This is a genomic window from Burkholderia sp. Ed8 (genome assembly GCF_040761425.1).
In the GTDB taxonomy this organism is placed as follows: domain Bacteria; phylum Pseudomonadota; class Gammaproteobacteria; order Burkholderiales; family Burkholderiaceae; genus Burkholderia; species Burkholderia seminalis.
Map to the genome: position 1 here is coordinate 2,067,821 of NZ_CP142886.1, position 20,407 is coordinate 2,088,227.

A 20,407-nucleotide genomic window follows, 5' to 3' on the forward strand; every position below is an offset into this window, starting at 1 on the left:
GCTTCGCCGGCGGCCGCGCGAGAAAGTCCCCAATACATTGCCGATCCAACGGCATTCGCATCCGCCTTGCGCGGGTGCCACGAGGTTGAATTCCCATGCGAGCTGATCATCCATTTCTTCGCCACTCCGGAGCCTTGTTCGGGCGGCAGCCGTTCCGCACGCTGAAGGGGTTCGCGGGCGGGTATATCGCATACCCGATCGCGGAAAGCCGGGAAAAGCGCAGCGTGCGCCCCAAGATTGCCGAATTGCGCCAGTATTACGGGTTGTCGCTCGAAGCGCGCCGCCGCATCGCGATTGATCGTCTCGTCGACACGCTCGAATTTGCCGGCACTTCCGTACCGTACTATCGCGATCTGTTTGCCGCGCGACAGTTCGATCCCCAACGTGTGCGCGACGACGTGCGCCATCTCGATGCGCTGCCTTATCTGACGAAGGACATCATTCGCGAGCAGGGCGACCGTTTGCTGTCGGCGCCGCTCGATAGCGTGCGGCATCACGTCTGCAAGACGGGCGGCTCGACCGGCCTGTCCTGCACGATCTTCTACGATCAGGACGGCGCGGACTATTCGTCGGCGGTGACGTTCTACGCGCGCGAGCGTATCGGCAAGCTGCGCCATCGCTTCGAGCTGCATTTCGCGTGCCGCTTTCCCGACGACGTCGTGCCGGAATGGCCTTCGCGCGAAGATTTCAAGTGCTTCGCAATGAACCGCAGCAACATCTTCTTCGATCGCATCGACGATGCGGGCCTCGAGGAAATGTGGCGCACGCTGAAAAGCCGCCGGCCTTATCTCGCCCATTCGCATCCGTCGACCATGTACGCGCTTGCTTGCTACGTGCAGCGCAAGTACGGAGGCGGCAATGCGTTCGCGGTGTTCGAGTCGAGCGGGGAACTGCTTGAGCCGCATGCGCGCGAGGTCATCGCGTCCGCGTTGAGGTGCCGTGTGATCGATCGCTACGGGCTCGCTGAACTCGGCGTGATGGCGTATGAACTCGACGGGCATGAAGGCGGCTTTCGCGTGATGGATTCCGAGGGCTGGCCGGAAAGCCGGCTCGTCGATGGCGCGGACGCTGCCCACGAACTCGTATTTACAGGCTTCCGCAATCGGTTGATGCCGCTCATCCGCTATGCGACCGGCGACTTGGCCCGCGTGGAGGACGATCCGGTGAAAGGGTTCGTGCTGACCGACGTTGTCGGGCGGATTCACGACGTCGTGCCGATCAACGGCATCGCGCACCCGACGCATCATATTCAGGACATGCTCGATCACCGGGTCGGCGGTATCCAGGAGTTCCAGATCGATCTTCGCACCACGCCGCCGACATTGCGGATCGTGCTCGAGCCGTGGGCCAATGCCGACGAAACGACCGCGAAGCTGCGGCATTTCTGGGGCGATGCCTTCACGATTTCCTTCGTCGGCCATGATGATCTTGTACGCGTCGGCCGACGCGCCAAATTCCGCCACGTGGTGACCGCATGATCGGTGTTCTTTTCAATGATGGTGCCGCGCAAGCGGGGCAACTCGTCCTCGCGGCGCTTCGGCGCTCAGTGACCGCGGCCCAGGCGCGTCCGATTTCGCGTGGTGCGTTGCTCACGAGGGCGGACAGCGTAATCGTGGCCGTCGACTTGCCCGATGCGTGGGGCGACGACCTATTGGCATGGCTGCGTGCGCAGCCGCGCAAGCTGCTCGTGTTCGGGCGGATGCCGGCGGTGCTCGCCGCAGCTCTCGGCGTTCGGGTGGACGGGGCGTTTCCCGATGAACTGGCCGGCGCGAGTCGCAGCGAACCGGCGCCGACCGGCGACACGCGGGCGAGCCGGGCTGTGGTCGGTTATACGGCTGCCGCAGCGACGCTGGGCGGCGACACATGGCAACGGCCGTTCGAGCGTTTCGACTTCACCGACGAATGGAACAACCTGGGCCACGGCGCGATTCGCTGCGACGGATCGATCTGGTCGATTGCACAACCGGCCCGCGTTGCATCAGACGCCGAACTCGCGAGCCTGCGGATCGATGGCGTACCGGCAGGATCGTACGCGGCGTTGTGGGACGACGATGCCTCGAGCGTGCTGTGGTTCAACCGTGCGGTCGGGCCGATCGATTCGTTCGAGTGGCGAATCGTCGAGCGCTTCCTGTCGGCACATCGCGCGGACAGGCTGCCGTGCCATGCGGTACTCGGCGAGTTGCCCTGGGGGTACGATGCGGCGATCACGTCGCGCCTCGACTGCGATGAGGATATCGAAGCATCGCGGCCGTTGTGGGACGCGTATCGACGCATGGACGTACCATTCTCGCTGGCGGTCCATACGCAGAACCTGCACGATCCGAAGCACTACCCGATTCTGCGCGAGTTGCTCGACGACGGCGGCGCCGTGCTGTCGCATACCGCGACGCATGCGCCGAACTGGGGCGGCAGCTATGAGGCCGCGCTCGCCGAGGGCCTGCAATCGGCCGAATTGATTCGAGAGGTGACCGGCCAGCGCGTGCGCTATGCGGTGTCGCCGTTCCACCAGTCGCCGCCGTACGCATTGCATGCGCTTGCGGATGCGGGCTACGAAGGCTGCATCGGTGGGATCATTCGCAATGATCCGGAGTTCCTGATCGCGCGTGGCGGTGAACTGGCCGGAATGCCTGCCGGGTTCGTCGGTCACAGTCAGCAGTGCATGCTGCACGGCGATTGTTTGCTGGCAGCGGGCGATCCGCTTGCCGTCTACAAACAGGCATTCGATCTCGCGTACCAGACGCGTACGCTGTTCGGCTATCTCGACCATCCGTTTTCCGAACGCTATCAATACGGCTGGCGCGACGAACCGCAGCGAGTCGACGCGCATGAGCAATTGATCGCGTACATCCGCGCGAAGGCGCGCAATCCGCTGTTCATGACGGAAGAAACCGCGCTGGACTTTCTTGCGGCGCGGGCCCGCGTGAACATGGTCGAGGAGGTCGGCGGCATCCGCGCATGCGTGCTGCCCGGCACCCGTGGCGCATTCGCGATGGGCGTCGAATGGCGTGGCGAGCATGTCGAACTCGCTGCGGGGATGATGCTGTCATGAAAGTGATGGTCTTGATGGGCACGCGCCCGGAAGCGATCAAGCTTGCTCCCGTGGTCGCCACGCTGCGCACGGAAGTGGAGACGATCGTATGCTCGAGCGGGCAGCATCGCGAGATGCTCGCGCAGGCGCTGGACTTTTTCGGCATTGCACCCGATATCGAGCTCGACGTGATGCGACCGCGGCAGACGCTCAACGGGCTGTCGGCGCGCCTGCTCACGGGGCTTGACGCGGTGCTGGACGGCATCCGGCCTGACTGGATGCTCGTGCAGGGCGATACGACGACCGCGATGTGCGGCGGCCTCGCGGCGTTCCATCGCGGGATTGCGGTTGCACATATCGAGGCGGGGCTTAGGACCGGCGATCTGGCTAGCCCGTTTCCCGAGGAGGCGAATCGCAGCCTGCTCGGTCGCATTGCGAAGCTGCATTTCGCGCCGACCGGCGCCGCCGCGCGCAACTTGCTCGCGGAGGGCGTTCCCGCTTCGCAGGTGTTGGTCACGGGCAATACGGTCGTCGACGCGATTTCACTCGTCCGCGAGGTCTGGAAGACGCGCGACCTAGCGGCCACGCTGCCTGAATGGATGTGCGACGGTCGCCCGCAGGTGCTCGTGACCTGTCACCGTCGCGAGAATTTCGGCGACGTGCTCGAGAGCATCTGCAAGATGCTGCGCGATCTGTGCGCACGCTACGACACGTATCGCTGGGTATTTCCCGTTCATCTGAATCCGGCCGTGCGCGAACCGGTCCACCGCGAATTGGCCGGCATTCCGAACCTCACGCTGATCGAGCCTGTCGACTACCCGACGAGCCTGTACCTGATCAGCCGCAGCACGCTCGTTGTCAGCGATTCGGGCGGTATCCAGGAGGAGGCGCCATCGTTCGGCGTGCCGGTCGTCGTGATGCGCAATCACACCGAGCGCCGCGAGGGCGTGGACGCGGGTTTCGCGACGCTGGCCGGCCAGTCCGTCGAGCGGATCGAGCAGGCGGTCGTCGAATGGCTCGACGATCCCGGGCGCCGCGCCGAGCTGGCCGCTCGCGCAAATCCGTACGGGGACAGCCGTGCATCGCAACGCATCCTCATGAGTCTACTGGGGCGTCAAGCAGAGGTTTTCCGTGGATGAGCGCGTTCAGGACAGCCTGATGCCGCGCGACTGTGTGATGTTCTCGACTGCGGACTGGGACGAACCGTACTGGACGAACAAGCAGCATACGGCGAGCCTGCTTGCCTCGCGCGGGTGGCGCGTGCTGTACGTCGAGAGCGTGGGGTTCCGTTCGCCGAAAGTCGGCAGCGGCCGTGACTGGGCACGCCTGTGGCGGCGGCTGTGGCGCGGGGTGCAGTCGCTTGTGCTCGGGCCGCCGCGCCGTGCACGGAATGTCTGGGTGTTGTCGCCGCTGATGATTCCCGCGAAACATCACTGGCCGCTCGTGCGTGCGCTGAACCAGTTCCTGTTGCGCACGACGGTCAGCCGGTTCGCGCGCGGCAAGCGTTTCGACACGCCGGTCACGTGGACCTACCATCCGTTCATGCTCGACGCGATCCGCGGCCTGCGGCGCGGGCCGCTCGTCTACCATTGCGTGGACGATCTCGGCGCGGTGCCTGGCGTTGATGTCGACGCTTTCGGCAGCGCGCAACGCCTGCTGCTGGGCGCAAGCGACGCGGTATTCACGACGGCGCCGGCTCTGCAGTCGCAATGCTCGCCGCACAATCCGAACACGTACTATCTCAGCAACGTCGTCGATGCCGCGCATTTCGGTGCAGCGCTCGACGACACACCGTTGCCGCCGGAGCTGGCGGCGATTCCGGAACCGCGTCTCGTCTATCACGGCGTGCTGTCCGACTTCAAGATCGACATGCCGCTGTTGCTGGCCGCCGCGAAAACCCGGCCCGAATGGCACTGGGTCATCATCGGCGAGGAGCGCGAAGGGCAGCGCAGCCCGTTGCTCGCGGAATTCGCGCAGTTGCCGAATGCACACCTGCTCGGCTACCGGAACTACAGCGACCTGCCCGCCTATTTGCGCGGGATGAGTGTCGGCGTGCTGCCGACGCTGCTGAACGACTACACGCGGTCGATGTTTCCGATGAAGTTCTACGAATACCTCGCGGCTGGCCTGCCGGTGGTATCGACGCCGCTGGACTTCACACGCGATCCGCATGCAGGGCTCGAAGTCGGCGGCGATCTGCCGTCGTTCGTCGCGGCGATCGAGCGTCAGCTCGCGCGCGGCAAGCTCGATCGCCACGAGGCGCAAGCAGCGGTCGGAGACAATACCTGGGATCGCCGGCTCGACAAGATGCTCGCACTTACGTTTGGCGATGCGCGCCGGCAACCGGCACGGCGGGGCATGGCGGTCGGGGGGCGCGCATGAAGGTCGCGCACGTCTACCGAACGTATTTTCCGGATCCGCCGGGCGGGCTGCAGGAGGCAATTCGCCAGATCGCGATGGCGACGCGTCGCTACGGTGTCGACGCGCGCATTTTCGCGCTGTCGCCGACGCCCGAACCGACTTGCGTCGAGCGCGACGAGGGGCTCGTCGTGCGAGCCCGTTCGTGGGCGGCACCGGCGTCGTGTGATCTCGGCGGCATCGACGCGTTGCGGCGCTATCGTGAACTCGTCGATTGGGCGGACGTCGTCCACTTCCATTTCCCCTGGCCTTTCGCTGACGTGCTGCACCTGCTCGGTCGGACCCGCAAGCCCGCCGTGATGACTTATCACTCGGACATCGTGCGGCAGAAGCTGCTCGGCGCCGTCTACGGGCCGTTGATGCGGCGCACACTGAAGGCGATGGCCGCTGTCGTCGCGACGTCGCCGGCGTATGCGCGAACCAGCCCGGTACTGGCGACGGCGGTTTCCGCGAGGCAACTTCATACGATTCCGCTCGGCATCGCCGACTATCGAGACACGCCGCGCGTGCTGTCGCTCGAGCAGACGCGCCCTGAGCTTGCCGCGCTGGCGGCCAAGCCGTTCCTGCTTGCGCTCGGCGTGCTGCGCTACTACAAGGGGTTTCACACGCTGATCGACGCTGCGGCGCAGATCGGCGCGCCGATCGTGATCGCTGGGTCGGGGCCAGAACAGGCCAACCTGCACGCGCAGGCCGAGCGACTCGGCGCGCGCAACGTGATCTTCGCGGGACAGGTGTCCGACGACGAGAAGATCGCCCTGCTTGCGGCGTGCCGGGCGCTGGTGCTGCCGTCGCATCTGCGCTCGGAAGCATTCGGCATGGTGCTGGTCGAGGCGCAGATGTTCGGCAAGCCGACCGTCTGCTGCGAAATGGGTTCGGGAACGTCCTACGTGAACGAGGATGGCGTCACCGGGTTCGTCGTCGCGCCGGAGCAGCCGATGGCGCTGGCGGATGCCGCAGGCCGGCTGCTTGCCGACAATGCGCTGGCCGCCCGGATGGGCTGTGCGGCGCGTGCGCGGTACGAACGGCTGTTTTCGAGTGACGCGCTGGGCCGGGCGTATGGCGCGCTGTACGAGCAGGTGCGGCGCTGACCGAGCCGGGCGGGCAGCCCTGTGCCATTTCGATGAATTGACCGACGGCCCGGTCCGGTAAAATCGTCGGTCAGGTCCACGACCGTGATTCGAGCCCCTTTTGTTGCAACTGAGACAAAATTTATGAAGGTACTCTTTGCCACTTATCCGATGGCATTTCATACGCCAGGCGGCGGAGAGGTCCAGCTGCTGGCGTACCACAAGCACGTGCCTGCGCACGGCATCGACGCGACGCTGATGAATATGTGGGAGCCGCGGTTTCTGGAACACGATGTCGTGCATTTCTTCTCGTGTATCAGCGGTTCCTATCATTTCTGCCACTTCGTGAAGCGGCTCGGCTTGCCGCTCGTGGTCTCGGCAAGCCTATGGATTACCGACGCTACCCGGCATCTGTATCCGATCGATGAGATCCGCGCGCAGCTTGGCCTCGCCGACGTCATTGTCACGAATTCTGCCGTGGAGAGCGATACGCTGGCTGAGGTGCTGGACCTTCCGCGCGAACGCTTCGCGCACGTCTACAACGGGATCGACGACCTGTTTCTGCGGTCGGTGTCGCCGCACGCATTTCGCCGGCACTTCGGCCTCGAAGGGAAATTCGTGCTCAACGTCGGCAACATCGAGCCGCGCAAGAACCAGCTCGCGCTCGTGCGCGCGATGAAGGCGCTGCCCGACGTGAAGCTCGTGCTGGTGGGCGCGAAACGCGATACCGCGTATGCCGATGCGGTGCTGGAAGAGGGGGGCGCGCAGGTCATCTACCCCGGCGTGATGCCGCACGACGACCTGCTGTTGTCCGGCTATGCGGCCTGCGATGCATTCTGCCTGCCGAGCACGCTGGAGACACCGGGGCTCGCGGCGCTCGAAGCCTCTGCGCAGCGCGCGCCGCTGCTGATCACGTCGGAAGGGTCGTGCGCCGAATACTTCGGCGCGCGCGCCGACTACGTCGCGCCGGACGCGATCGACGCGATGAGTGCCAAACTGCGTGCGCTCGTCGATGCGGGCCGCGACGCACAGCTCGCGGCGGCGCCCGGCTTCGATCCGGCGGCGTTCACGTGGGCCCGCACGACCGCGGCGCTGGGCGACATTTATCGCCAACTGATATGACCGACGCGACAGTTCACGAGTCAAGCACGGACCGAAGCCTGCTGCAAGGCATGGGAATTTATGAAATCTGATTTGTTCGCGCCCGTACGGGTGCAGTCGACGCCGCACGTGATGATGGTCACGCATGTTCTGCCGTATCCACCGGCGGCCGGCAACGAGATCCGCATCTACAAGATGCTGTCGTGGTTCCGGCAGCGCGGGTATGGCATCACGCTCGTATTGAAGCCGCTCGGCGATACCGAAGTACCGAACGAGTGCATCATCGGTTTGCGCGACGTCGCCGATCAACTGTACGTTTTCGACAATCGCTTCGTGCCCGGCGCAACGGCGCGCGCTGTCGATCCCGGGTTCGACGATCCGGCGCTGGCGCAGATCCAGGACGGTTTCTGCCCGGCCTGGTTCGTCGACGAAGTCGCAGCGATCACTGCAGCCCTTCAGCCCGACGTCGTGATTGCTCAATACGTGTTCATGAGCCGCATCCTCGAATTGCCCGAATGCGCAGACGCGCTGAAGATCATCGATGCGCACGACCTTTTTTGTCGCAAGCAGGCGACGGTCGAACAGTACGGCATCAAGAATTACGGCCTCAGCCTGACGGAGGACCAAGAGCGTCGGCTGTTGCTGCGCGCCGACGTCGTGCTCGCGATCCAGCGCGTCGAACTGGACGAAATAGCCGCGTTTGTACCGTCGCGCAAAGTACTGCTGACGAGTTTCGACCTTGTGCCGCAACAGGATGACGGGACCGCTGTTGTGCCCGGACGTGTGCTGATCGTCGCGTCGGGCAATGAGTTCAACGTGCGCGGCACGCAGGATTTTCTCGACTTCACGTGGCCGCTGGTTCGGCAGGCTTGTCCGGACGCACGGCTGCGCGTAGTCGGCAAGGTGTGCCGCGAGGTCACGTGCGACGATCCGACGGTGGCTTTGCTCGGTTTCGTCGAAAGCCTGGACGCGGAATATGCGCAGGCCGAGGTGGTCGTGAATCCCTGCCGAGTCGGAACCGGCCTGAAGATCAAGACCATCGAGGCGCTCGCGTGGGGCAAGGCGCACGTCGCCTGGCCCTCGGCGGCGGACGGGCTGCGCGAGCTCGGCGAGGTGCCGGCCGTGATCGCGACCGATGTGGTCACGTTTTCAGACGCGATCGTCGACGTGCTGCGCTCGAGCGAGCGACGCGTGGCGATGCAGTCTGCGGCGCATGCGTTCATTTTCGAACACTTCCGCGCCGAGCGCGTGTATGGCGACTTGTGCGCAGCCATCGAGGCACGTCGGCCGATGGGTATCCTGGAGGAACAGAATGGATAACGCGATCGCGATTATCGTCACGCCGGATGCCGGCAATCATGCCGGTTCGGCACAACTGGCCGCGTGGCGTGCCCACGCGAGCCGTGTCGTGGTGTTCGCGCATGTAGGCGATCAGCGCGCACTGGATGCAGCGGCCGCTGCGGATTGCGAAGGAATTGGGGTCGCCGACGCAGGCGGCTTCTACGCCGCGCTGAATCGCACGCTTCATCCGCTGATCGAGGCGAGCACCGACGTGCTGTTCGTCGGGCCGGCCTACGATTTCGGCGCACCGGCACTGGATGCGTTGCGCGCGGGCATCGCCGCCGATCCGCTGTATGGTTTTGCATTGCCGCGCACGAACGTGGGCGGATCCGCTCCGGTGCCGCGCAGGCCAGGCGAACCGGCGCTCGATCGTCCGGATGCGTTCGAGCGCTTTGTCGCGGCGTTGCCCGAACGTTTTGGCGGCGGCCTCGTGCAGGCCGCGCCGGTGCTCGTGCGCTCCGGCGTGCTGTACAACTTCGGTCGACTCGAAGGCAAGACCTTCGACCTGTCCGATGCGCTCGCCATGCTTTTCATTCGCGCCAATCGCCGCGGTTACAGTGCAGTCGTCAGCAATCGTGCGTTATTTCTGGCACACGAGTCGGGCGATGTTTCAGAACCCGCCGCGCCGCCCGTCATCGATCGCGCGTCCGACTTCTACCGTGCGCTCGAACGTCAGGTCGAGTTTCCGGAGCAGCGGTTGCAGAAGCTGTTGTGGCAGGCCGTCAAGCCGAAAGAGGCGCGCCGCGTGCTGTTCGATATCCGCAATCTGGCTCCGGGCTACAACGGTACGGCGCAGCATATCTTGTCGCTGATGAGGCCGATCTGCGCGCTGGCGGCCGAGTATCGCATCGAGCCATATTTCTGGGTGCTTCCGCAGTCGGCCGATTTTCACGCATTGCAGGACGTCCCGGGCTGCACGCTCGCGTTCGAGCTCGGCGAGCACGACCTGTTCGACGCGTGCGTGCGCCTTTCGCAGCCATGGAGCTTCAGCGAACTGCGCGATCAGGCGTGGCGATCGTTGGTCAACATGTACGTGATCCTGGATGCGATCGCTTGGGACTGCCATTACATCCGGATGCCGCATATCGACGGCGTATGGCGCACGGCAGCCGATCATTCGGACGGCTTCGTGTACAACAGCCACTACACGCGCCGAGCGTTCGAGGAGCGTTTCCCGGCCGCGCGCAACGTGCCTGCCGCGGTCTCGTACTGCTCGCTCGACCCGGCCGAATATTTCACCGAGGAAACCTGCGCTGCACGGCCAGAAGCCGAGCCCTACGTACTCGTGGTCGGCAACCAGTACTACCACAAGGGCCTTGCCGAGGCGGTTCGCGTGCTTGCCGCCGGGTTCCCCGAGGTCAGCATCAAGGTGCTCGGCGAGACCGGCGAGCAGTTTCCGAAAGTCGAGCAACTGCCGTCAGGCAGGCTGTCGAACGAGGATGTCGACCGTCTATTCCGCGATTGCGCGTGCCTCGTGTTCCCGTCCTACTACGAAGGGTTCGGCCTGCCCGTCCTGAAGGCGCTGTCGTTCGGCAAGCAGGTGATTGCGCGCGACAGTGTGCTGATCGACGAAATCCGCGAGCGCGTGAGCCCGATCGATGACATCGTGCCGTATAACCGCAGAACCGAACTGTTGCGTGCGGTGCGCGCCGTCCTTGACGATGCGCACACGCGCAGTGCGACGCGCACGCAGGCGCAACGGCCCCAGGCGATCTTCGGCTGGGCCGAAGCCGCTCGTGAAGTCCTTGCGCTTGTCGGCGACCGTATTGGCGAGGCGAGCATCGAGCGCAGCCTCGGACGGCTGGAATTCTTCTACCGCACCGCCCAGTTCGACGTCGAACGGGCCGGCTGGGCGAACGCCGACCAGAACAAAGTCATCTTCGAGGTGGAGTTGGAGGAATGAAGTTACTCACCCTTTTCGTGCGCTATGGCGACACGGATTATGAGGGCGCATTCAAGCGACTGTGCCAGATGTACCAGCGCGTCGGCGGCCTTGACTACGATGCGTTGCTGATCGACACCGCATTGCGGCCTGGCGTGCATGCGAGGCTGGGCTCGCGGGCCTTGCTGATCGGCGGGGACAACACGCGCCGCGAATTCAGCGGCTGGGATACAGCACTTGCGCATCTCGGGCCGGATATCGATCGGTACGATCTCGTCCATGTCGTGACATCGGCGTACGAGAACGAGTACAACGGTTTCTATCCGTATATCAATTACGGCATGTTCGAGTTCGCGGCGAAGAATCGCCATGTCGTCCTCGCGCATATCGACGCGTATCCGGCGCCAGCCCGCCTGGTGGGGCGGAGTTTTCAGACCTGGGGCTGCTCGAAATTCCTGATCGCGGTGCCCGAGCGCATTCGTGCGCTGGGGACCTTTACGGGGCAATTCCCGACGGACCTGTTTTTTACGTCGTCACGCACGGCGCCATTCCGACAGGATGCGCCGTTGTCGGAGAACTATCGTCAGTATCTGATCGACTGGTTGACTGGCGATGGGCTGCCGCATGGCCAATGGCATTCGGTGTTCGATCTGTCCGACGCGAACCTGCAGCGGTTTCGCGAGAAGGCGATGTCGATCATCGACGAACACAGCCTGTCGATGCGGTTGCGCGAGAGCGGGGCGCAGATCGTCGACTACACGTGGCTGCATTCACGCGGACTCAGCCACGACGGGGCGAAGATTCCTGACGAATGTACGCAGGTCGTCGAGCGCAATCTGTACCTGTTCGGCAATCCGATCGTCGAGCCCGGTATCGATCTGACGAACCATCGCGCAACCAATGGGTTCCAGCAGATGTTCCACCTGCAAGGACATCTGCCATTCGGCCGCACCAGCGTGATCGACGCTCTGTGGCTGGGGAACGCCGTGCTGCGCCAGTATCTGGATCCGGCGCGGCCACTGCACTGCGCGGCAATTCACCTGAATCAAGGCGTCGCGATTGATGACGAGCAGCGCGCGTGGCTCGCGGTGCCCGACGACGACCTGCCGCAGGACGGTGTGCTGCCTCTGACACGCGGGCTGCATGCGGTCTATCTCGCGCGCGACGACCTGCGCGGAGCGTTTGATTTGAACGACGCTGCGGGACGGCGTGACCTGATTCGCTGGTGGTGCAACGACGGCCGAGCGAACCTCGCCTACCGTGACTTCATCGCGCCGTCCGTCTATCTGGAACCGGACGAGTCGGTCGAGCAGGATCTGCCGATTCCGCTGACTCGCGGCCTGTGTGCGCTTTGCGATGCGCGTGACGATCTGCGCGGCCAGATCGACCTGTCGACGCGGGAAGGGCGTCGTGCGCTGGTCGCGTGGTGGGTCGACGAAGGGTGGCGCGATGCGCGCTATCGTGGCTTCATGCCGACGAACATCTATGCTGAACCCGCGCCGGGCGTCGTGCAGGATGCATCGCTGCCGATTACGCGTGGCCTGCTGACTCTGCATGTCGCCCGCGAGGATTTGGCGCGCATCGACCTGTCGACGCCGGCTGGCCGCGAGGCGCTGATTTCGTGGTGGATGAACGATGGCCGGCTCAACCACACGTTCAACAACTTCATGCCGGCATCGGCATACGTGCGGCCGTCCGCTGCAGTCGAGCAGGATACGCCGCTGCCGATCACTTGCGGACTGCTGGCGTTTGCACGCGCGCGCTCCGATCTTGCCGGTCTCGATCTGGCGACGCCGGCAGGGCGCAACCGGCTGATTGCATGGTGGATGAACGAGGGACGCAAGAAGCCCGCGATCGCGAAGCTGATTCCTGCGGACCTCTTCAACGAAGTCGACCGGACGGTGACGCAGGATACGAGCCTGCCGATCACGCGCGGCATGCATGCCTTCCATCATTCGCGCGATGACTTGTCGCAATCGATGGACCTCGGCACGGTGGGCGGCCGGCGCGCGCTCGTCGGCTGGTGGATTGCCGAGGCGCTGCAGGATCCGGAACTGAGCGGCTTCATGAATCGAGACGTCTGTGTCGCGCCGGCATCCGACATCGTTCAGGATACATGCCTGCCGATCACGCAGGGGTTGCGCGCGCTGCATGCAGCCCGTGCCGATCTCTCCGAGCTTGCCGATCTCGCCACGCCGGAGGGGCGCGCGGCGTTTGTCGAATGGTGGATCGCGTTTGGCATGCACGACCCGCGACTCGCGGTGCTCGTGCCGGCGAGTGCATATGTCGAGATCGACGCGTCCGTCGAACAGGACGCGCCGATGCCGATCACCCGGTTCATGCGTCAGCTGTGCGCGCGCGATGGCGACGTCGACGTCGCGCAGCCGGCGGGACGCCGCGCGCTGACACTGTGGTGGGCGCGCGCGGTTATTGGCGGCCGCTTGCAGCTGCCGTTCCCGTTGACGCGTGAAATGCTCGGCATTGGCGACGACGTCGATCCGGCTGCGTGGCGCGACTTGCATCCACTTGCACAGGCTCTGCACGAGGCGCGCGACGATCTGCGCGCTGCATTCGACCTCGAGACGCAGGAGGCGCGGGCGGGGCTCAACCAGTGGTTGATGGATTTCGGGCGCTTCGAGATCGGCCTGCCGCCGCCGGCCCAGAATGTGCCCGTCATCCAGGTCAGCCAGCCTGTCCCGTGGGAAGGTGCGTGGCGCAGTGGTGGTGTGAACATTGTCGGCTTCGGGCGTGGGGAACTCGGTATCGGCGAGGATGTCCGGATGGCGTCGCGTGCGCTCACGGAAGTTGATTGCGATCAATGCATACCGCGCCTGCCGCTTGCGATCGGCGCCCGTCAGGGCGACCGGACACTCGAGTACTTCGAGGTCGACAAGCCGCTGTACCGGACGAACCTGATTTTCCTGCCGCACTATGAGACGATCCGGCTGCTCGGTGCCACGGGCAACGCAATACTCGGCGGGCGCTACAACATCGGCTGCTGGCAATGGGAATTGCCGCGCTATCCGGCTGGTCTGGAAGCGGCACTCGAGGTCGTGGACGAGATATGGTCTAGCACGAATTTCACGGCCGACGCAATGCGCGGCGCCACCAGCAAGCCGGTCCATGTGATGCCGATGGCCGTGTCGCTGCCGCCGCTCACGCGCGCGTATGCACGCAACGACTTCGGCGTGCCGCAGCACGCGTTCACGTTCTTGCATATCCTCGACGGCAACTCGAGTGTCTATCGCAAGAATCCGTTGGCCGTCGTGCGTGCGTTTCTGCGGGCATTTCCGGGAAATGTATCGGGCGTGCATCTTGTGCTCAAGACCATGAACATGGGGAAGTCGTCGCCGCAATGGGACGAGGTGCTCGAATTCGTACGCAACGATCCGCGCGTCACAATCATTTCGGAAGCGTTCGAACGGGAGCGCGTGATCGGTCTGCAGTCGGTGTGCGATTGCTTCGTGTCGCTGCACCGCGCCGAAGGCTTCGGGCGCAACATCGCGGAAGCGATGCTGCTCGGCAAGCCGGTCATCGCTTCAGATTTTTCGGGCAACCGTGATTTCACGACCGACGCGACTGCGTTTCCGGTGGGCGGTGAGATGGTACCCGTGCTTGCCGGGGAGTACAGTTTCGGCGACGGGCAGTTCTGGTGGGACGCCGATGTCGAGGCTGCCGCGCAATGCATGCTGCGCTGCGTCGAAGATCCGACGGAACGCGATCGTCGTGCCGCCAACGGTAAGACCCATATCATCGAACACTATGCGCCGGCGGCCGTCGGGCGCAACTACGTCGGGCGTTTGCGGACGCTCGGCCTGCTGGAGTAAGGAATCGTCATGCGTCTTTTCATTGCGGCCCCCGACATTTTTCCCGGCGATGCGGTAGGCAACCACTGTTTCGGCGTCGCGCGCGTCGCGCGCCGGCTCGGCTACGACGTCAGCTTGCATGCGCAGCACCACGCGGGTGATGTCGAGCCGATGGAAGCCCTGTTCGACACGATCGACGACGACGACATGCTGTGGGTTAGTTACTCGATCCACGATCCGCTGCTCGAACGCGTGCTGGCGCTGCCGGGGAAGAAGCTCTGCTATTTCCACGGTGTTACGTCGCCCGAGCTGCTGCGCGAATTCGAGCCGGTGACGGCCGATCTTTGCGCGAAGTCGATCGAGCAGTTCCCCTTGCTCGCCCGATTCGGCTCGCTGCTCGCGAATTCGCGGTTCACCGCCGGTTCGCTCGCGCCGTATGTCGCGTCTGAAGACGTTCGGATCCTGCCGCCGGTGGCGGCCGACATGGCGGTGTTCCGACATGTATCGCCGCCGCGTACCGAGCGTACAGCGGGTGCGCCGTTCGGGCTGCTCGTTGTCGGTCGAGTCGTGCCGCACAAGCGGATCGAGGATGCGATCGATATCGTCGCCAGCGTGCGCGAACGGGGCGTCGATGCGCGACTGCAGGTGATCGGTACGGCGCCTAATGGACAGTACGCGGGCTTTCTGGTCGAGCGCGCACAGGCGCTTGGTGTGGCACCGTTCGTGGAGTTCGCGGGGATGGTCGACGATCAGAACCTGTTCGAGCGCTTCGATCGCGCCGACGCGTTGCTGTCTGTGAGCCGGCATGAGGGCTTTTGCGTTCCCGTCCTGGAAGCGATGCATCTCGGCCTTCCGTCGTTCGTGCGCGACGGGACGGCGGCGAGCGAGGTGGGGGCGGGCACCGCCTTTATCTTCGATTCGTCGTCGTCAGCGGTCGATGCAATCGCCGCGGTGGCGTCCGAGCCGGCGCGTGCGACCCACGCGGCGGCATCGGGCAAGCGCCGCGCCGCCGCGCTGCTGGATGAGACCGGCGACGACGTTTTTCGTGCCATTCTAGGTTCGGCACGCTAATATTGCCGGCTATTTTTGTTGGATATCAAAGTGTTGGATCCTCGCGTACTGATTACGACCTACCATCAGGCATTCCTCGTGCGTGGCGGTGGTGAGTACGAGATCTTCTCCGTTGCGGATAGCCTGAAGCAGCGCGGGATGATCGTCGATATCTATGGGCCCTATGCGCGCTCGATCGACGATTACGACGTCGTGCTGCATTTCTCGGTGCATGGCGGCGGTCTCGAATTACTTGAAGCGGTCAAGGCACGCGGCAAGCCGGTCGCGCTGTGGCCGAACCTATGGGTGCGTGATGCCACCGAGACGCCGGAGGCGCTGGTCAACCGTCACGTCAGCCTGGCCGACGCGGTCATCTTCAAGTCGGCCGCCGAGCAACTGCACTTCGCGCAACGTTTCGGGTTGCCCGCCGACAAGGCGCGCCGGATTACCGTGGGCGCCGATGCGGCGTATCGGCGCCCCGCGCCGCAGGGGCTGTTCAAGAGCCTCTACGGCGTCGATCGCTACGCGATCTGGTTCGGCGTGATCGAGCCGAACAAGAACCAACTGGCCGCCGTGCGCGTGCTGCGCGAGAAGGGTATTCCGCTCGTGCTTGTGGGCCGCAGCCGCGACGAAGCGTACTATCAGGCATGCCGCGCGGCCGGCGGCGACAACGTGCTGTTCATCAAGGGACTGCCGCAAAAGTCGGAAATCGTGCGTGCCGCGCTGCAGGAGTCGCTGTTCTATGTCGAGCTGTCGCATGAGCCGCCGGGCCTGTCGGCGATCGAGGCTGGCCTTGCCGGTTGCCGGCTGTTGCTGAGCGACTCCGACTGGTCGCGCGAGCATTTTGGCGACGCGGCGATCTACGCGAATCCGGTCGACGAGGCCGATATCGCGCGGGGCGTCGACGCGGTGCTCGCGATGCCACCCGAGAATCCCTCGCTGGTCGACGGACTCACGCGATTCTGCCTGCCGGACGCAATCGATCCGCTGATCGACATCCTGCGGAGCATCGCGACATGATGCTCTATCTGGTGAGGCATGGCCGCTCGCGCGCGAACGAAGCGGGTCTCGTAACCGGGACGCCGGCGGACGTGCTGAGTGACGAGGGGCTTGCACAAGGCGCACGCATGGCGGCTTGGCTGGCCGAGACAGGTATCGCCGCCGACCGCCATGTCGTCAGCCAGTGGGGGCGCGCGCGCCAGACAGCCGACCTGCTGCTTCCGCAGGTGCAATGGGAGGTCGATGCGCGTGTGGGCGAAACCGACGCCGGCGAGGTGGCGAACTGGACGCTTGCGCGTTTTCTCGCTGCCGAGCCGCGTTTTCACGACGATCCCGCAAATCGCTATCCGGGCGGCGAATCGCACCTGGAGTTGAACGAGCGTGTGCTCGGCTGGTTGCGTACGCAACTCGAGCAGCGCTGTGAGCGCGTGATGGTCGTTGCGCACTCCGGGCCGATCTCGTGCATGCTGCAGCAGGTGACCGGGATCGGTATGGCGCGCTTTCCGGCGTTTCTGCCAGGTCATGCGAGCCTTTCCGTGGTCGATGTGCGGTTGCGCGACGGCGAGCCGACGGGCCGGCTGCTCGGTTTTTCGCTCGGCCCTGCATCGAATTTGCCGGTTGCCGTGCATGGCGCGGGCGGGCAGCGTGCATCATGATGAAAGTCCTGGCTTTGCAACGAGAGTCGCATGTCGCGTATGGCGTTCCGTCGCTGTCGGTGGCGGCGCGCATCACCGAAGTGCTCGAATTCATGGAGGCGCGCGGTGAACTGTCATTCACCGCGATTTCGGAAAACGACGAATGTGCACCGGCCGGTGTCGACTGGTGCGACGTGCTGATCCTAAGCAAGCACAGTTCGCGGCAAGCCGTCGAACTGGTCAAGCGCGCACGCGAACGTGGCGTGCGCGTCGTCTATGATGTCGACGACTGGATATTCTCCTTTCCGCGCTATAGCGGCGGTCAGGGTAACAACACGAAGCTCGGCCTGATCCACGAGCTGATCGGCCTGTCCGACGCGGTGACGGTCGCGAATATCACGCTCCTGAACAAGATCCTGCCGATCGTGCCGCACGCGATACTGGTGCCGAACGGTATGTGGGTCGAGAAATACGTGACGCCCTCTTGCGCTGCCGGCGAGGAAGCGTCGCCGCCGCGCATTGTGTTCACCAATGCCGATTTCCTGAAACTGCAAGCAGCGAAGGACATGTTGCTGACGGCGCTGCAGGTGTTCTTTCTGCGTCATCCGGAGTACGTGCTCGACTTCTACGGCGACCCGTTTCCGGAGATGTTCTCGCTGCCGTTCCTGCATTTCACGAACCGGATGCCGTACGCGGACTACATGCGGGCACTCGTCTCCGGTCGCTACCAGTTCGCGATTACGCCGCTCGGCAGCAGCGAGGATGAAGAGGCGGCCGAGTTCAATGCGTGCAAGAACCCGTTCAAGTATCTGAATTACGGCGCGGCGCAGGTGCCGGGGATCTACTCGTGCGCACCGATCTACGTCGACAGTGTGTCGGACGGCGTGACCGGCCTGCTAGTAAGCAACGACTTCGACGGGTGGGTCGACGCATTCGAACGGCTCGCCGGTGATCGTGCATTGCGTACCGATATGCGGACGGCGGCGTTTGAAGATGTGATGCGCAACCACCACGTGAGCGCGAGCGCCGATGTGCTGTCCGAAGTGATTTCGGGCAGCCGGCGGTAACGGCCCCCATTCGAGCGATGTCGGACGACACATGATTGCAGTGACGGGAGCGAATGGATTCGTCGGCCATGCCGTGCTGAGGCGGCTTGCCGGATACGGTCATGACGTGGCCGGTATCGTCAGGCGTGCGCAGCCGGAGCCGATCGTGCGGGAATGGGTATTCGACGCGGCCGATTTCGCGGGTATCGAGGCCGCATGGCCGGACTGGCTGCGCTGCGACGCCGTGATTCACCTGGCCGCGCGCGTACACGTGATGGACGACCTCGACGCGAACCCGCTGGCAGCCTATCGCCGGACGAATGTCGACGGCGCATTGCGTGTCGCGCAAGCTGCCCGGCAAGCGGGTGCGAGGCGTTTCGTCTACGCGAGCAGCGTCAAGGCGGTCGGCGAGAGCAGCAGTGGGCGGGCACCACTCGACGAGTGCGATGAACCACACCCGGAAGATCCGTACGGACGCTCGAAGCTCGAGGCGGAGCAGGCGCTGCGCGAGTTCGGCGTTCGCAGCGGCATGGAAATCGTGATTGTGCGGCCGCCGCTGGTTTATGGGCCGGGCGTGAGCGCGAACTTCCTGCGCCTGATGGGCGCCGTGGCGAAGGGGGTGCCGCTACCGCTTGGCGCCGTTGACGCCCGTCGTAGCCTCGTCTTCGTCGACAATCTGGCCGACGCGCTCGTGCGGTGTGCCGTCGACGCAGCAGCCGCGGGCGAAACCTTTCATGTGGCGGACTATCGCGACCCTGGGGTCGCGGAGCTCGTCCGGTTGATGGCGGCCGCGCTTGATGTTCGCCCGCGTTTGATCCCGGTACCCGCGGCGTGGCTGCATGCCGCCGGGCGGTTGACCGGGCGTTCCGCGCAAATCGATCGGCTTGCGGGTGAGTTGAGGCTCGACACGCGGCACATCCGGGAGGTGCTCGGCTGGCTCCCGCCGTTCACCCTCGAGGACGGATTGCGCGAGACGGCCCGGTGGTATCGCACCACACACTGAGCCTATGCAGATCCACCCCTTTCTTTCCCATGCGACGACGCACGCAGTCATCGGTGCAATTGCCTCGGCCTGCTTGAGTGCGGGCATCCTGGGACTCCTGCTGCGCTCGGGGCTGGCATGGTTGCTCGCGACCGACGTGCCGAACGATCGTTCGCTTCATACGCGCCCAACGCCACGGGTGGGCGGCTGGGGCGTCGTGCCGGTCGCGTGCGTACTGGTGTGGCTTGCGTCGCCGTCGCTGCGGGTCGTCGTGCTCGCAGCAGCTGCGCTCGCGCTGCTGTCGCAGATCGACGATCGCCGCGGGCTGCCGGCTCGCGTGCGATTCACCGGTCACGTCGTCGCGGTCTCCGCGTTTTTGGTGGCTTATCCGGCCGGCCTGCCGTGGTGGATGCTCGTCGGGATCGGCTTCCTGATGGTCTGGCTGATCAATCTCTACAATTTCATGGACGGCGCGGACGGGCTAGCCGGCGGGATGGCGGTGTTCGGCTTTGGCGGCTACGCGCTCGTCGCACTGACCGGGCCGCATCCGTCAGCCGATCTCGCGTTGTGCGCGGCAGCGGTCGCTGGGGCGGCCGCCGGTTTTCTGGTGCTCAATTTCCATCCGGCCCGGATTTTTCTTGGCGATGCCGGATCGATTGCACTTGGCTTTCTTGCGGGGGCATTCGGGTTCTATGGATGGGGAAGCGGTGTCTGGCCGATCTGGTTGCCTGCTCTGCTGTTCGCGCCGTTCATTGCAGATGCATCGGTTACATTGCTGAAACGTTTGTTGCACGGCGAAAAGTTCTGGCAAGCGCATCGTGAGCATTACTATCAGCGGATGGTGCGCTCCGGGATCGGACATGCACGTACGGCATGTTGCTGGTATGCGGTCATGGGAGCAGGCATAATCGCCGCTACTTGGGCGCTGCGCCTGTCGGCGCCTTTCCAATGGGCTATCGTGCTGGCGTGGTATGGCGTGCTGGCGATGCTGGGATACGTCATCGATGTACGCTGGCGCAGATTTCAAACAACCGTTTTAAAGTAAATCGAGG

General features: G+C 64.4%; 15 protein-coding genes. All 15 read left to right on the plus strand.

Annotation, left to right across the window (positions count from 1 at the left end):
• Nucleotides 1-95 precede the first annotated feature (95 nt).
• The 15 genes from VXM69_RS23490 (at nucleotide 96) to VXM69_RS23560 (ending at nucleotide 20,400) form a co-directional block, all read left to right on the plus strand.
• Nucleotides 96-1,478, plus strand: coding sequence for a phenylacetate--CoA ligase family protein (locus VXM69_RS23490; RefSeq protein WP_367189292.1), 1,383 nt, complete (start codon nucleotides 96-98; stop codon nucleotides 1,476-1,478).
• Nucleotides 1,475-3,049: a polysaccharide deacetylase family protein gene (locus tag VXM69_RS23495; protein WP_367189293.1), complete on the plus strand. Its 1,575-nt coding sequence runs from the start codon at nucleotides 1,475-1,477 to the stop codon at nucleotides 3,047-3,049. Before VXM69_RS23490 ends, VXM69_RS23495 begins: the two co-directional genes overlap by 4 nt.
• Nucleotides 3,046-4,167 (plus strand): non-hydrolyzing UDP-N-acetylglucosamine 2-epimerase, encoded by a 1,122-nt coding sequence (gene wecB, locus VXM69_RS23500; RefSeq protein ID WP_367189294.1) that lies wholly within the window; start codon nucleotides 3,046-3,048, stop codon nucleotides 4,165-4,167. The genes VXM69_RS23495 and wecB overlap by 4 nt, the downstream gene beginning before the upstream one ends.
• A 19-nt stretch (nucleotides 4,168-4,186) precedes the next feature.
• Nucleotides 4,187-5,410, plus strand: coding sequence for a glycosyltransferase (locus VXM69_RS23505; protein WP_367190205.1), 1,224 nt, complete (start codon nucleotides 4,187-4,189; stop codon nucleotides 5,408-5,410).
• Nucleotides 5,407-6,534: a glycosyltransferase gene (locus tag VXM69_RS23510; RefSeq protein ID WP_367189295.1), complete on the plus strand. Its 1,128-nt coding sequence runs from the start codon at nucleotides 5,407-5,409 to the stop codon at nucleotides 6,532-6,534. The genes VXM69_RS23505 and VXM69_RS23510 overlap by 4 nt, the downstream gene beginning before the upstream one ends.
• A 123-nt stretch (nucleotides 6,535-6,657) precedes the next feature.
• Nucleotides 6,658-7,635 carry a glycosyltransferase family 4 protein gene (locus VXM69_RS23515; protein ID WP_367189296.1) on the plus strand — a complete coding sequence of 326 codons (978 nt, stop codon included), beginning with the start codon at nucleotides 6,658-6,660 and terminating at the stop codon, nucleotides 7,633-7,635.
• A gap of 174 nt (nucleotides 7,636-7,809) precedes the next feature.
• Entirely contained in the window at nucleotides 7,810-8,934 is a 1,125-nt protein-coding gene (locus VXM69_RS23520; protein WP_367189297.1) for a glycosyltransferase, read from the plus strand.
• A 283-nt stretch (nucleotides 8,935-9,217) separates the two neighbouring features.
• Entirely contained in the window at nucleotides 9,218-10,858 is a 1,641-nt protein-coding gene (locus VXM69_RS23525) for a glycosyltransferase (RefSeq protein ID WP_367189298.1), read from the plus strand.
• Entirely contained in the window at nucleotides 10,855-14,664 is a 3,810-nt protein-coding gene (locus tag VXM69_RS23530) for a glycosyltransferase family 4 protein (RefSeq protein ID WP_367189299.1), read from the plus strand. The genes VXM69_RS23525 and VXM69_RS23530 overlap by 4 nt, the downstream gene beginning before the upstream one ends.
• 9 nt (nucleotides 14,665-14,673) lie before the next feature.
• Entirely contained in the window at nucleotides 14,674-15,714 is a 1,041-nt protein-coding gene (locus tag VXM69_RS23535) for a glycosyltransferase (protein WP_367189300.1), read from the plus strand.
• A gap of 30 nt (nucleotides 15,715-15,744) precedes the next feature.
• The gene (locus VXM69_RS23540; RefSeq protein ID WP_367189301.1) at nucleotides 15,745-16,713 is read left to right on the plus strand and encodes a glycosyltransferase; all 969 of its coding nucleotides are present in this window, start codon (nucleotides 15,745-15,747) and stop codon (nucleotides 16,711-16,713) included.
• Nucleotides 16,710-17,348, plus strand: a complete 639-nt coding sequence (locus tag VXM69_RS23545) for a histidine phosphatase family protein (RefSeq protein WP_367189302.1) — start codon at nucleotides 16,710-16,712, stop codon at nucleotides 17,346-17,348. Before VXM69_RS23540 ends, VXM69_RS23545 begins: the two co-directional genes overlap by 4 nt.
• Nucleotides 17,345-18,394 carry a glycosyltransferase gene (locus VXM69_RS23550; protein ID WP_367189303.1) on the plus strand — a complete coding sequence of 350 codons (1,050 nt, stop codon included), beginning with the start codon at nucleotides 17,345-17,347 and terminating at the stop codon, nucleotides 18,392-18,394. The genes VXM69_RS23545 and VXM69_RS23550 overlap by 4 nt, the downstream gene beginning before the upstream one ends.
• A gap of 31 nt (nucleotides 18,395-18,425) precedes the next feature.
• A complete protein-coding gene (locus VXM69_RS23555; protein WP_367189304.1) occupies nucleotides 18,426-19,376 on the plus strand; it encodes an NAD-dependent epimerase/dehydratase family protein in 951 nt (316 codons plus the stop codon).
• Nucleotides 19,377-19,380: 4 nt separating this feature from the next.
• Entirely contained in the window at nucleotides 19,381-20,400 is a 1,020-nt protein-coding gene (locus VXM69_RS23560) for a glycosyltransferase family 4 protein (RefSeq protein ID WP_367189305.1), read from the plus strand.
• Nucleotides 20,401-20,407: the final 7 nt, after the last annotated feature.

Bases quoted from the DNA above. Each gene is read 5' to 3' on its own strand.
- VXM69_RS23490 (WP_367189292.1), top strand. From the start codon at position 96: ATGCGAGCTGATCATCCATTTCTTCGCCACTCCGGAGCCTTGTTCGGG.
- VXM69_RS23495 (WP_367189293.1), top strand. From the start codon at position 1,475: ATGATCGGTGTTCTTTTCAATGATGGTGCCGCGCAAGCGGGGCAACTC.
- wecB (WP_367189294.1), top strand. From the start codon at position 3,046: ATGAAAGTGATGGTCTTGATGGGCACGCGCCCGGAAGCGATCAAGCTT.
- VXM69_RS23505 (WP_367190205.1), top strand. From the start codon at position 4,187: ATGCCGCGCGACTGTGTGATGTTCTCGACTGCGGACTGGGACGAACCG.
- VXM69_RS23510 (WP_367189295.1), top strand. From the start codon at position 5,407: ATGAAGGTCGCGCACGTCTACCGAACGTATTTTCCGGATCCGCCGGGC.
- VXM69_RS23515 (WP_367189296.1), top strand. From the start codon at position 6,658: ATGAAGGTACTCTTTGCCACTTATCCGATGGCATTTCATACGCCAGGC.
- VXM69_RS23520 (WP_367189297.1), top strand. From the start codon at position 7,810: ATGCTGTCGTGGTTCCGGCAGCGCGGGTATGGCATCACGCTCGTATTG.
- VXM69_RS23530 (WP_367189299.1), top strand. From the start codon at position 10,855: ATGAAGTTACTCACCCTTTTCGTGCGCTATGGCGACACGGATTATGAG.
- VXM69_RS23535 (WP_367189300.1), top strand. From the start codon at position 14,674: ATGCGTCTTTTCATTGCGGCCCCCGACATTTTTCCCGGCGATGCGGTA.
- VXM69_RS23545 (WP_367189302.1), top strand. From the start codon at position 16,710: ATGATGCTCTATCTGGTGAGGCATGGCCGCTCGCGCGCGAACGAAGCG.
- VXM69_RS23550 (WP_367189303.1), top strand. From the start codon at position 17,345: ATGATGAAAGTCCTGGCTTTGCAACGAGAGTCGCATGTCGCGTATGGC.
- VXM69_RS23555 (WP_367189304.1), top strand. From the start codon at position 18,426: ATGATTGCAGTGACGGGAGCGAATGGATTCGTCGGCCATGCCGTGCTG.
- VXM69_RS23560 (WP_367189305.1), top strand. From the start codon at position 19,381: ATGCAGATCCACCCCTTTCTTTCCCATGCGACGACGCACGCAGTCATC.